Origin of the sequence: Streptomyces sp. NPDC005791 (genome assembly GCF_042871485.1) — a bacterium.
Lineage (GTDB): Bacteria > Actinomycetota > Actinomycetes > Streptomycetales > Streptomycetaceae > Streptomyces.
In genome coordinates this window covers 509,856-523,605 of the sequence record NZ_JBIAIP010000003.1, presented here as the reverse complement: position 1 = coordinate 523,605, position 13,750 = coordinate 509,856, and the positions used below count along the sequence as shown (strand labels likewise).

The following is a 13,750-nucleotide window of genomic DNA, read 5'->3' as shown; positions in this document are numbered from 1 at the left end:
TCCCCCTGCCAAGGAGACGTCCGTGCACCGGATGACGGATCACGAGGCCATTGCGGCAGGTGCGGAGAACGCGTTCGCCGCGTTCGGACTGCCGGGCCCGCCCGGTACCGACGCGTTCTGGGCGACGGCGCGGACACCCACATCGGTGCCGGCCGACGGCGGCGGCTGGGTGACCCTGTTCCTCTGGCGGGGGTCCCCGGTGAGCGTCGGTTTCGAGAGCTGGTCGAAGCCCGTGCCCATGTCCCGGTGGGAGGACACCGACTGCTGGTACGCCGAGGTCCGCATGCCCCCACGGCTGCGGGTGACCTATCAGTTCCTCACCGACGACGGCCCGTACGCCGACCCGTTCAACCCCGTCGGCGCGGGCGGTGACCGGTCCGTCGTCGCCACGCCGGACGCCCCGCACCAACCGCACTGGCCCCTCGTCGGCGCCGACGACGTCCTGCCCGTCCCGCCCACCCGGATCCGCTGGGCCGGCAAGCGGCTCGGTGGGCGGCGCACGGTGCGGGTCCACCCGGCGGGCGGCGGCGGCCCGGTGGTCCTGCTGCTCGACGGGGACGACTGGCTGTACCTCCACCCAGCCACGACCGCCTTCGACTCCGCCGTCGCCGCCGGTGAGATGCCCCCCGTCACCCTCGTCTTCCTTCCCTCCAAGGACAGGGCTGCCGAGTTCGGGTGCAGACCCGAGCTGTGGGAGGCGATCCGGGACGAACTGCTGCCGCTGGTCACTGCATCCGGTGTGCACGCCGACACGGACCGGTTGGTGGTCGCCGGGCAGAGCCTCGGCGGACTGAGCGCGATGTACGCGGCGATGGAATTCCCGGACCTGGTCCCACGCGTCGCCTGCCAGTCCCCGTCGTTCTGGTGGACGCCTGACGCCTTGAACCGGCCGGACCCCTTGGGCGGTCCGGTCGGTGGTGCCGTCGCCGCCCGTCTGCGGGAGCGCCCCGACCTGTCCGGTCTGCGGATCGCGTTCGACGTGGGGGAACACGAAACGCGCATGCTGCCCCACTGCGAGCTGGCCGAGGCCCTGACGGAACAGGCCGGCGCGACCGTGCGGGTCTCGCGGTCGGCTTCGGGACACGACCGGGCGGGCTGGCGGCACGCCCTGCTCAGGGATGTGGCCTGGACCCTCGACCGGTAGCGGTCACCGGGCCACGGCCCTGCAGTAGTTGTCGTCGGACGCCAGGAGGTGGCGATGCGTGTCGTCCGCCGTGACGACACCCTCGTCCAGGACGAGCACGCGGTCGGCGACGTCCAGCAGAGCGGGGCTGCTGGTGATCACGACGGTGGTGCGGCCCGCGCGCAGTTTCGCGATGTTACGCGCGATGAGCTGTTCGGTGACCGCGTCGACCGCTGTCGTCGGGTCGTGCAGGACCAGGACGTCGGAGTCGGCGGCAAGAGCCCGGGCCAGGGACAGCCGTTGCCGCTGCCCCCCGGAGAGGTTCGCGCCGCGGTCACGGACGCCGTGGTCGAGTCCCTCGGGGTGGAGTGCGACGACGTCGGTCAGGAGCGAGGCCTCCACGGCCTCGGGAATCATCCGGCCGGTGCCCGACGGATCGATGTTCGTACGGAGACTGCCGGCGAAGATCTCCCCGTCGTACGGGTTCACCAGCATGTGCCGGCGAAGGGCCTCGACCGACAGGTCGCTGATCGCGCGTCCGCTGACCCGCACCACACCCTCGTACGTCCCGGGTGCGACGTGCACGCCGAGGATCGAGGCGAGATCGGCCGCCGCGCGGGGCTGGTAGGGGGCGATCGCCACGAACTCACCGGCGCGCACCCGGAACGTGAGCTCGCGCAGTTCCCCGTACCGGACACCGTCGAACTCCAGATCCCCGTTTGCGGCCGGGCGGCCCAGGCCCGGGGCCGTCAGTGGTGGCGCGGAGAGGACCAGTGCCATCCGCTCGGCCGAGGCGCGCGCCATCATCACGTACTTCGGCATCTCCGAGAACAGCTTGAGCGGTTCCATGATGAACTGCGCGAGGCCCACGGCCATGACGAGCTCCCCGATGGTGATCCGTCCTTCGTACGCCAGCCAGCCCGCCGTCAGGGTCACCGCGGCGGCGAGCACCGCGTTCAGGGCCAGTGCGGTGCCCGCGTAGACGCCGTTGACCCTGGCGACGGTGACGGCCTGGTGTTTCGCCTCCGTGCTGACCTTCCGGTAGGAGAGGAAGGCCGCGTGGTTGCCGCCGAAGCCGTGCAGCGGACGCAGACCGGTGATCAGGTCGGCGACCTTCGCCCCCGCCCGAGCCACCCGGGCCTGCTGCTCCTGGGTACTGGACCCGATCCGCCTGGACATCACGCTCAGGATCGACAGGATCGCGACGGTGCCCACGATCACCAGCAGGCCGAGCCGGACATCGGCCAGGCCCAGCGCCACCGACGCGACCACCACCGCGACCAGTGAGCTGACCAGCAGCGGCACCACCTCGACGATGTCGGCGGTCTGGTCCGCGTCCTCGGTGGCGATGGTCAGCACCTCGCCGGACTTCAGGTCGACGTCCCTGGCCACCGGTTGGAGTCCGCAGGCGGCGACCCGGACCCGCCAGCGGTGTGCCTCGGTCGTGTTGGCCTTCTGCAGGACGCGCATCCCGAACCGCCACGACAGTGACACGGTCGTGATGATGACGGCCAGCGCCGCGATCGACAGGCCGAGCGAGCCGAGGCTTCGGTCCCGCAGCGTGTGCTCGACGATCAGGCCGAGCGCGATGGGAAAGGCGGTCTCACCCGCCTGGTAGAGGCCCATGAGGACGGTGCCCCAGGCCACCGCGCCGGCGTTCCGGCGCAGGGCGGTCCGGAGGATGCCGGCGCCCGGGCGGGGGCGGTGCACGTCAGGTGTTGTCATCAAGGTGGCGGGCAATCGCTTCCGGGGTTCGAAGGGTGAGCAGATCACGGATCGTGATCACAGGACCGTACTCCCGGCGGAGCAGCCCGATCAGCCGCACCGCCAGCATGGAATGACCGCCGAGGGACACGAAGTCGCTGACCGCGTTCACCTCGTCGTCGTCCAGGTCGAGTGCCTCGGCGAAGAACTCGCAGACCGTGAACTCCGTCTCGGTCTCCGGGGCACGCTCCCCTCCCGTGGTCAGCACGCCGAGTGGTCTGGCCTCCGGCAGCGCCTTGGTGTCGGCCTTCCCGTTCACGGTCAGCGGGATGCTGTCGACCTGGGCGTAATGCGTCGGCCGCAGGAAGTCCGGCAGCCCGGCACCCACCTCGGCGGCCACCGCTCCCAGGTCGCCGCCGCCCAGCACGAGGTAGGCGGCCAGTCTGTACGCTCCGTCGACCCGTGGGTCGGGCTGGGCGACCGCGGCGGCGAACCGCACCGCCGGGTGAGCGGTGAACGCGGCCTCGACCTCGCCAGGCTCGACCCGATGGCCACGGATCTTGACCTGGTGGTCGGTGCGACCGAGATACAGCAGATTCCCGTCCGGCCGGCGGACCACGAGGTCGCCGGTGCGGTACATGCGCTCGCCGGGTTCGCCGAAGGGGCATGCGACGAAGCGGTGCGCGGTCCTGTCGGGCTGCCCGAGATAGCCGCGCGCGATCCCGATGCCCGCGACGTACAGCTCACCGGGAACGCCGTCCGGCAGGGGTCGGAGCCACGGATCGAGCACGTACACATCGGTGTTGTCGATCGCCACGCCCACCACAGGGTCCTGGCATTCGAAGGTGCCGACGCCGAGGGTGTTGATCGTGTACTCGGTGGGCCCGTACAGGTTGTAGCCGGCCGTACCCTCGGTCTCCGCGAGCCGCTTCCACAGTCCGGGGGTGACGGCCTCGCCGCCCAGCAGCACCAGGGCCGGGCGGCGTGCGGGGTCGTCGAGGAGGCCTTCCGCGACCAGCTGCTGGGCGTACGTGGGGGTCACGTTGATGACGTCGATCCCGTGCGTCGCGCAGTACTCGACCAACCGGGGCGCGTCGCGGCGCAGTTCCTCGTCACAGATGTGCACCTCGTGGCCGTCGGCGAGCCACAGCAGCTCCTCCCAGGACATGTCGAACGCGAAGGACACGGTGTGCGCGATCTTGAACACCCGGTGCCCGTGTTCTGCCAGGACCGGCTCGAAGATGCGGCGCTGATGGTTGACCAGCATGTTGGTGAGCCCGGCGTACTCGGTCACCACACCCTTCGGCTTCCCGGTCGATCCGGAGGTGTAGATCGTGTACGCGGGATGCCGCAGGCGGTGCGGGGCGTCCGGTGCGAACGTCACGTACGGCTCGCCCTCGGGCAGGGGCAGGTCGAGTTCGATCAGATCGCCGGTCAGCCGTGGCGAGACCGCGCTCACCGTGAGGAGCACGTCCGGCCGTGCCGCGTCGATGATCGCGGCGATCCGCTCGTCCGGGTGGTCCAGCTCCAGCGGAACGTAAGCGGCGCCGGTCCGCAGCACGGCGAACAGGGCCACGATCGAGTCGAGGGAGCGCGGGATCGCGAGGCCCACGGACTTCTCCGGGCCGATGCCGCGCCGGGCGAGTACACCTGCCACCGAACGGCTGCGGTCGCGGAGTTGTGCGAACGTCAGCGCGGAGCCGTGGGCGACGAGGGCCACCCGCTGCGGATCGCGGTCCGCCGCCCGGTCGAAGCGGTCGACGACCGTGTCCGTGCCGATGCCCGTGCGCCCGGTGGGCTCGGGGACCGGTCCGAGGCCACGCAGCGCGCCGACCGGCCCGTCCGAACGGGCGAGGTCCCCCAGCACCCGCAGGTAGTCGTCGACGAGCCGGCGGGCCTTCCCCGCGTCACCGTCGCGGTACTCCAGTTTGACCGTGAGCCGGTCGCCGGGGGTCACGACCCAGGTGAACGGGTAGTGCGTGGAGTCGTCGGTCCTCACCTCGGTGATGCCGTGCCTGGCGTTCATCTCGGCGAAGGCGTCCATGTCCAGGAAGTTCTGCAGGACGAACAGGTTGTCGAAAAGGCTGTCGTGGCCGCCGGCCCGCTGGATCTCGCCGAGCCCCAGGTGCTCGTGTTCCATCGCCTCGACCCGGGCCGCCTGGACGGCGGTCAGATACGCCCGGACGGTGTCCTCGGGCCGTGCCCGCGTCCACATCGGCACGGTGTTGAGCAGCACTCCGACGATGTCCGACAGGCCTTCGCCCTCCCGGCCGGAGACGGTCACCCCGAAGACGGCGTCGCTACGGCCCGTGTGGGCGCCCAGCAGCAGGCCGAACGCACCGGTCAGCACCGAGTTGAGGGTGACGCCGTGCGTCCTGGCCGCGTCTCGCAGCCGGTCCGACTGTGCGGCGGACAGCGTGTGCACGAGCGCGCGGGGCAGGCCGTCCGGGAAGGACGGCTGCGGTCCGGCCAGCAGTGTCGGGCCGGTGAGGCCGGCCAGGTGCTCCGACCAGAAGCGCTCGGACACGGCGGCGTCCCTGGCGGCGAGCGTCCTGGCGTACTCCTCGAAGCCCGGTGTCGCCGGGACGGCGTCCAGCTCCTCGCCCGCGAGGACGGCCTGATAGGCGTCGAACAGGTCCCGCAGCAGGATCTCACGGGACCAGCCGTCCCAGAGCAGCAGGTGGTAGCTCAGCAGCAGGCCGTCGCGTCCGCCGGGCAGACGTACGACGGTCAGCCGGATCAGTGGCGGCTCGCCCGGGTCGAATCCGGTGTCGCGGTCCGTGGCGCGCAGGACGTCGACATCCGCGTCCGTCTGCGATCCGACCGTCCGGACGTCGACCCGTCGGCCGGCCTTGAGCATCTGGACGGGATTTCCGTCCTCGTCGGTGGTGAAACCCGCGCCCACCACGGGGTGCCGCGCGATGACGTACGCCATCGCCTCCGACAGCGCAGCGGTGTCCAGGCGGCGGTCGAAGGTGAAGTAGCTCTGGGCGACGTAGTGGCCGGCCGGACCGGCCATCTGGGCCTGGAAGAAGAGACCCCGCTGGAGCGGGGTCACCGGTGCCGTGCGCTCGGCTGTCGTGGCGGCGTCGGCGAGGTGTTCCAGGGCACGGTGCCAGTGCGCGGTCAGTTCACCGGGAATGCCGTCGGCGAGGGTGAAGTCCGCGTGGAGGCTGCCGGTGCTCGCGTCGGTCCACGCGTTGACCTCGACGGCGTACGGGCTGCCCTGGTCACCGCCGGTGAGGCGCGGGACCTGTGACTCGCTCCCCCGGCCGAGATAGTTGAACAGCACCTGCGGACGGTTCTTCAGCAGGGGCGCCGTCTGCGGGTCGAGGTACCTGAGCTGCCCGTAGGCCAGGTGACCGCGCTCGTCGGGCTGGCGTTCGGTGATCTCGCGTGCCGCCGCGACGGGGTCGGTGTGGGCGGTGAGGCGGACGGGTGCGACGGAGGTGAACCAGCCGACGGTGCGGGTGTAGTCGTGGTGTTCCAGGACCGGTACCCGGCCGTGCCGTTCCAGATCGATCGCGAGATCGGTGGGCGAGGGCTGGATCGCGGTGAGCGCCGTGCGCAGCGCGCCGCACAGGAGCTCCGTCAGCCCGATGCCGAGTGCGGCGGGCGCGGTACGGGTCAGCCGGTCGCTCACCTCGGGTGCGAGCACGACCGATGTCGCGCGCAGCGGCCCGGTCGTGGGCAGGAGCGGGGGCGCCTGGAGCGTGGTGATCCAGTGCCCGAGTCCGCCGGTCACCTGGGCGGCTCCGGAGGCCAGTGCCTCCGCGTACGCGGCGTAGGGCGTGGTCGGCGCGGGCAGGTCGGACCCGCGCATCGCCGTGGCCAGGTCGTCCAGCAGGATCAGCCACGAGACCGAGTCGACGGCGAGGTGGTGCACGGCGACGACCAGGGTCCGGCTCGGCTCCAGCCACAAGAAGGCGATGACCTCCCCGGCCTCCGGATCCAGGCGCCCGGCGGCGTCGTCCGCAGCGGTGGTCGTGTCGGTCGTGTCCGTGCGGACGACGGCGACCTCGCGGGCCGGCTCGGTACGCAGCGACCACACCCCGTGCTCGACGTGCAGCCGCAGCCGCAGCGCCGGATGCGCGGCCACGACGGCGTTCGCGGCGCGCCGGGCGTCGGCGAACCCGGTGCCCTCCGCCGCCACCAGCGTCCTGGCCTGGGCGAAGCGGGCGAGCGAGCCGCCCAGTTCCCGCTGGCGCAGGATGATCGGCGTCGGTGTCAGCGGGCCGTCCTCGCGGGGGGCGGGTGCGGCTGACCGGGTCTGTGGGGCGCGTGCGCGCAGATGCCCGGCGAGTGCGCGCGGTGTCTTGAGGAGGAACACGTCCCGGGGCGCGATCGGGAGTCCGAGCGCTCTGGCCCGGTTGATCACCGTGATGGCGACGATGCTGTCGCCGCCGGCCCTGAAGAAGTCGGTGTCGCCGTCCACGGCGGCGGAGCCCGGCAGTGCGTCGGTGAAGATGCCGACCAGTGCGTCGAGCGCGGAATCACCCGCTGCGGGTACCTGGGTGTCGTCCTGTGCGGCGCGCTCGGCCAGGGCCTTGCGGTCCAGCTTGCCGTTGACGGTCAGCGGCAGGGCGTCGAGCGTGAGCACCCGGCCGGGGACCATGTGCGCGGGCAGTGTCGCGGACAGGCGGGCTGCCAGGTCGCCGGGCGCCCCGCCCACGAGGTGGGCGACGAGGTGGTCGCCGTCGGCCGCGACCGTGACGGCGACGTCGGCCACGCCGTCGAGCTCCCGGATCGCGGACTCCACCTCGCCGAGCTCGATGCGGAAGCCTTTGAGCTGGACCTGGTCGTCGGCTCGGCCGGTGAACTCCAGCTCGCCGTCGAGCGTGCGCCGGGCGAGATCGCCCGTGTGGTACATGCGGGAGCCGTCGTTCGCGAACGGGTTGGCCACGAACCGGCCGGCGGTGAGTCCCGGCCTGCCGAGGTAGCCGAGCGCCACCTGGTCACCGGCGACGTAGATGGCGCCCACCCGGCCGGGCGGCACCGGACGGAGCCGGTCGTCGAGCAGATGGGCGACCAGGCCGGGGATCGGCCCGCCGATCGGGCTGACGTCACGGCCGAGGTCCTCGTCGGTCAGCGCCCGGCGGGTGACGTGGACGGTGGTCTCGGTGATGCCGTACATGTTGACCAGCTCCGGCGAACGGGTGCCGTGCCGCTCGGCCCAGCCGCGCAGCCGCGCGGGGTCCAGCGCTTCGCCTCCGAAGATGATCAGGCGCAGCGCGGTGACGGGTGCGCCGGAATGCCGGTCGGCCTCGATGAATCGGTAGAAGGCGGAAGGGGTCTGGTTGAGGACGGTCACCCCGCGCTCGCGGACCAGCCGGTGGAAGTCCACCGGGGAGCGGGTCAACCCGTAGTCCGGCACCAGCAGTTCCCCGCCGTGGGTGAGTGCTCCCCACAGCTCCCAGACCGCGAAGTCGAAGGAGTACGAGTGGAACTGGACCCACACGTCGTGCGGGCCGAATGCCATGTCGGACCGCGTGTTCGCGAGCAGGGTCACCACGCTCGAGTGCGGGACGACGACACCCTTGGGTCTGCCGGTCGAGCCGGACGTGTAGATCACGTAGGCGGGATCATGCCATCCGGGCGCGGACTCCGCCGTCGCCGGCGCCGGTTCGTCCTGCGTCGCGGGCTCCTCCCCCATGACGAGTACGCGGGCACGCGCCTGTGTGAACCGGTCCCGCTGCCCGGGGGCCACGAGGACGATCTGGGGAGCGGCGTCGGCGAGGATGTACTCCAGGCGTTCGTCCGGGTAGGCGAGATCCAGCGGTACATAGGCGCCACCCGCGCTGACCACGGCCAGCAGGGCCACCACCTGTTCCAGGGAGCGCGGTACGGCGACGGCGACGCGTCGGCCCGGCCCGACACCGGCCGCACGCAGTGTGGCCGCCAGTTCTTCCTTCGCGTCCGCCAGTTCGGCGTACGTCATCGAGCTCGTCGTCCCGTCGAGGGCACAGTGGGTGACCGCGGTGGCATCGGGACCGCGCCGTGCGGCGGCGTCGAACAGTGCGCCCAGGGGTGTCGGGGCGATGTGCTCGGGAAGCCGGGCGTCGTCGGGCAGCAGTTCGCCGACGGGGGAGTCCGGGCGGTCGAGCAGTCCGGTGAGGACCCGGGTGAACGTGCCGAGGATCGCACGGGCCGTCGTCGCCCTGAGCAGTTCGGCGTCGTAGATGAGGTTGAAGCGTGGGCGGCCGGCGGGTGTGCGTTCCGCGACGAGGGTCAGCGGGTAGTGGGGAGCGCCCTCGTTCACGATGCCGGTGACCACCAGTTCGTCGCCGGGGCGCCGCAGGGCCCCCGCATCGGTCGCCACGTCGAAGACCACCAGGGTGTCGAACAGTGCGCCTCCGCCGGCCTGGCGGCCGATCCTCGCCAGCGATACGTGCTGGTGGGCCAGCACCGCGCTCTGGTGTTCCCGTACCGAGGCGAGGAGGTCGCGGGCCGTCGTGTCACCGGTCCAACGGGCCCTCAGCGGGATCGTGTTGATGAACAGACCCACCATGTCCGCGATGCCGGGCACCTCCGCGTCGCGGCCGGACACCGTGCAGCCGAACACCACGTCCGTGCCCCGCAGCATGCCGCCCAAGGTCACCGCCCAGGCGCTGTGCACCGCCACGCTCAGCGGTACGCCGGCCGAGCGGACCGTCGTGTCGATGTCGTCCTCCGGCTCCTCGGCGACATCGGCGAAGCGGTCGGAGGGGGCGTGCCCGTCGGCGACCAGGGAGGGGCCGGGCAGACCGGCGAGCTGGTCGCTCCAGACCCGGTCGCTCTCGTCGTCGTCGAGCCCGGCGAGCCGGCGTACGTAGTCGGGGAACCCGCCGAGGGGATACAGGGATCCCGGGGCGTGGTACTCGGCCAGCAGGGCGCGGAGCATCGGTGGTACCGACCAGCCGTCGGCGATGATGTGGTGCACGGTCTGCACGAGCACGTTCCTGCCGGAGCCCGCGCGGATGAGCGTGTACCGCATGAGCGGCCCTGTGGCGAGGTCGAACCCGGCGCGGCGGTCCCGCTCGGCGTGCTCCCGGATCTCGGTGCCGGTGATGCCGGGGCGGTCCAGCGTGGTGAAGGGCGCCTCCAGCCCGCTCTCCAGCACGGAGACGACCCTGCCGTCGGCGAGAGCGACGAACCGCGCGGCCAGGTTCGGGTACAGCGTGAGCAGCCGGGTCGTCGCCGCCGCCAGTCGGCCGGCGTCCACCTCGCCCTCCAGCGTGAGCAGTTGCTGCTCGACGTAACTGCCGACCGAGTCGTCGTCGAAGACGGAGTGGAAGTACAGGCCTTCCTGCAACGGGGTCAGGGGCAGGATGTCACGCAGAGCCGGTCCGTCCAGGGCGTCGACATCGGTCTGCGTGAGTGGCACCAGGCCGAAGTCGCTCGGGGAATGACCGCCGTGCTCGAGCGCCGCCAGCCCGGTCAGGGCGTCCGTCAGGTACGCGCCGATGGTTGCGGTGTCCTCGTCGGTGAACATTCCTTCGGGCCAGGAGATGGTGGTGACCAGCTCGTGCGCGCCGTTCGCCGCGGGCTCGGCGATCGCGTTGAACTCCAGGGCGCGCGGCAGCCTCATCCTGGGATCACGCTTCTCGCCCAGTTGCCCTGTGGCGCCCGCGAACCGCCAGTCGCCGGACGTGTCCGAGTCGAAGCGGCCCAGGTAGTTGAACAGCACCTGCGGGGCGGGCGCGTCCAGTCGGGTGTCGGTGAGGTATCTCAGGACACCGTAGGAGAGGCCGTTGCCCGGCACTCGTGCGAGGTCGTCCTTGACCGCTTTGAGCGCGGCGGCCAGGTACGCGGGGGCGGTGGGGTCGGCCGTCGCGCCCGGGTCCACGACGACCGGGAAGAGGGTGGTGAACCAGCCCACGGTCCGTGAGAGGTCCGGCTCGAAGCCGGCGGTCTCCGCCACGAACCGCCCTTCGCGGCCGTGCCCTTCGAGTTCGATGTGCGCGAACGTCTGGTCCTGGCCGAGGTCGCGGCGCCAACGGGCGAGGGCGACGGCGAGCGCGGTCAGCAGAACGTCGTTGACGCCCGCGTGGAACCTCGCGGGTATCTCCCCCAGCAGCGCGGCCGTGACCCCGGGTCCCACCGCGACGGTCCGGGTCCGTTCCCGGGCGACGGTGTCGGCCTCGGACAGTGCGCGCCTGCCCACCGGTGCGTCCGCTGCCGGCAGGGGACGCTCGAATGCCGCGCGGTCCGACGCGAACGCCGAGCTCTCCAGCATGTGCGTCCAGCGTCGGAACGAGGTACCCACCGGCGGCAGGTCGACCGGTACGCCGGATGTGAACTGTTCCCACGCGGTGGCCAGGTCCTCCATGAGGATCCGCCAGGACACACCGTCCACGACCACGTGATGGACGACCACGACCAGCTGCCGTGCCTCACGGCGCCACACGGCGCGCAGCATCACGCCGTGGTCCGGGTCGAGCGCGTCTGTGGCGAGTGCGACGCAGGCGTCGAGCGGCATGCCGCTCTCCTGCCACCCGGGGGCGGTGTGGTCCGTCTCCGGAATGTCGAAGCTCCAGCGGTCGCCGCGCACCAGGCGGGCGCGCAGCATGGCGTGCCGCTCGACGAGAGCGGTGAGGATCGCGTCGAGTGCGTCGGCGGTCAGGTCCGCCGGGGTGTTCAGCACGACCGACTGCACGAAGCCGTCGATCGCGTCCGTCGTCTCGCCGAGCCACTGCACGACGGGCGGTCCTACGACCGGGCCGGTCGCCACATCGTCGTCATCGGCGGTGTGGACGCCCTCCCGGCTCACGACCGCCGCCAGCGCACCCACGACGCTGTGGCTGAAGATCTGCTGTGCCGTGACGTGGAGGCCCGCGCCGCGCAGCGCGCTCAGCAGCGAGATGGCCAGGATGCTGTCCCCTCCGAGCCGGAAGAAATCCTGGTCGACACCGACCTCGTCCAGGCGCAGCACGGTCGCCACCGCCGCGCACACGGCGCGCTCGGTGTCAGTGGCCGCCGGGACGAACGTGTCGGCGGCGGTACGGGGTTCCGGGAGTGCGCCCCTGTCGACCTTGCCGTTCGCGGTGAGCGGGAACTCGCGCAGCACGACGATGTGGGCGGGCACCATGTACTCCACCATGTGCTCCGTGGCCCACGCCCTGACCTCGTCGCCCTGCAGTTGCTCGCTGCCGGCGGCCGGGATGACGTACCCCACGAGGTAGGTGCCGCCCGCCGTGTTCTTCTTCGCGACGACGCAGGTGTGCCGTACGGAGGGGTGTTCCACGAGGCCGGCCTCGACGTCCTCGATCTCCAGCCGCATGCCGCGGATCTTGATCTGGTTGTCGGCCCGGCCCAGGAAGTCCAGCGACCCGTCGGGGGCGAACCGCGCGAGGTCACCGGTCCGGTACAGCCGGGACCCGTCCGCCGCGAACGGGTTCGCGACGAACCGGGACGCCGTCAGGCCGGGCGCGTTGACGTATCCGCGGCCCAGCAGGAAGCCGCCGACGTACAGTTCGCCGCCGACGCCGACGGGGACCGGGCGCAGCTCGTCGTCGAGCACGTACAGCTGGGTGTTGGGATTGGCCTTGCCTATGGACGTCGACAGTCGCTCCGCCGCTCCGTGGTAGATGACGTGCGAGACGCCGATCGTCGTCTCTGCCGGGCCGTATCCGTGGTACATGGGGATGTCGAGCCGGGTGCGGAAACGCTCGTACAGTTCGGGGGTCAGTACTTCGCCACCGCACCACACGTGCCGGAGGCTGTCGAGCTGCCCGGAGTCGCCCGCCATCTCCAGCAGCACGTCCAGCATGGACGAGACGAGGTAGGTGAAGGTGACGCGTCGGCCGGACAGCACGCTCAGCAGGTGGTGGGGGTCTCGTTCCCCGCCGGGCCGCAGGACCACCAGCCTGCCGCCGCGCACCAGCGGCAGGAATATCTCGTTGACGGAGATGTCGAACGACAACGGCGCCTTGAACAGGGACACGTCTTCGTGGCCGAAGCCCAGGATCTCCTCGGACTGCCACAGCAGGCGCTCACTGATCGCCTCGTGCCGGATCATGGCGCCCTTGGGCCGGCCGGTCGACCCGGACGTGAAGATCACATAGGCCAGGGCGGTGCCGGGCACGGTGATCCGGGGTTCCTCGGTGGGGAGCGAGCCGAATCGCCAGGCGTCGAGCGCGACGGCCACCGCGGGCGGCTCGCCCTCCTGGTGCTCGCCCGAGTCGTTGAGCTGGAGCACGATGCCGGCATCCTCGATGACGACGGCTCTGCGCTCGGCCGGCCACTGCGGGTCGAGCGGCACGAACGCGCACCCGGCCTGCAGCACGCCGAGCAGTCCGATCACCATGTCGGCGGAGCGGCCCAGCGATATGCCGACCACCTGTTCGGCGGTGAGCCCGCGTTCGATCAGGTGATGCGCCAACTGGCTTGCGCGAGCGGCGGCCTCACGGTAAGTCAGCGCACACCGCTCGTCGGTGATCGCTACGGCCTCCGGCCTGTTCCGCGCCTGCTCACGGAACATCTCCACGACGGTCGGGCGGCTTCGTTCGGCTTCGGTGTCGTTCCACCGGGCCAGGGCCTCGAGCCTCGCCGCCGCGCCGACCGGGCCGATGGTGCCCATGGGCCGGTCCGGGAAGTCGGCCAGATCGTCCAGCGCCAGCTGCGCGTCGGCCGGAGCGATTCCTTCGGGGGTGCTGATGCTCCGGCTGTCGGCGCCGACCGCCCAGTCGGCGGGCGCGGATCCCCCGCTGTCGACCCACCGGAGGACGTCGGTGAAGAGGGTGCCCGAGGTGAGGTCGATACCGTCGGGGCTACGGCCTGTCGCCCAGTAGCACAGTCCGATGGCACACGCCTCGGCGATGGTCCGGTCGGTGTAGTCACCGGTTCGCCTGCGCAGATCGCTCAGGCTCGTGGGAGAAAGCAGCACGGAGCGAGCAGTCTGATACACCATCGAAGACTCATCGTCCTTCCACGGTACGGGAGTTG

The 13,750-nt window shown here is 71.5% G+C and carries 3 protein-coding genes; 1 reads left to right on the top strand and 2 read right to left on the bottom strand.

Going from position 1 to position 13,750, the window contains the following annotated elements; translation table 11 throughout:
• The first annotated feature begins 31 nt into the window (after nucleotides 1-31).
• On the top strand, nucleotides 32-1,144 hold the full coding sequence (locus ACFYSH_RS09380) for an alpha/beta hydrolase-fold protein (protein ID WP_359471878.1): 1,113 nt from the start codon (nucleotides 32-34) through the stop codon (nucleotides 1,142-1,144).
• 3 nt (nucleotides 1,145-1,147) lie between these two features.
• On the opposite strand, the gene ACFYSH_RS09375 is transcribed toward ACFYSH_RS09380, so the two are convergent.
• On the bottom strand, nucleotides 1,148-2,848 hold the full coding sequence (locus ACFYSH_RS09375) for an ABC transporter ATP-binding protein (RefSeq protein WP_359471832.1): 1,701 nt from the start codon (nucleotides 2,846-2,848) through the stop codon (nucleotides 1,148-1,150).
• Complete coding sequence (locus ACFYSH_RS09370) at nucleotides 2,835-13,715, bottom strand: amino acid adenylation domain-containing protein (protein ID WP_359471830.1); 10,881 nt, start codon at nucleotides 13,713-13,715, stop codon at nucleotides 2,835-2,837. The genes ACFYSH_RS09375 and ACFYSH_RS09370 overlap by 14 nt, the downstream gene beginning before the upstream one ends.
• Nucleotides 13,716-13,750 lie beyond the last annotated feature (35 nt).

Coding starts and splice junctions, on each gene's coding strand:
- ACFYSH_RS09375 (WP_359471832.1), bottom strand. CDS start 2,848: ATGACAACACCTGACGTGCACCGCCCCCGCCCGGGCGCCGGCATCCTC.
- ACFYSH_RS09370 (WP_359471830.1), bottom strand. CDS start 13,715: ATGGTGTATCAGACTGCTCGCTCCGTGCTGCTTTCTCCCACGAGCCTG.
- ACFYSH_RS09380 (WP_359471878.1), top strand. CDS start 32: ATGACGGATCACGAGGCCATTGCGGCAGGTGCGGAGAACGCGTTCGCC.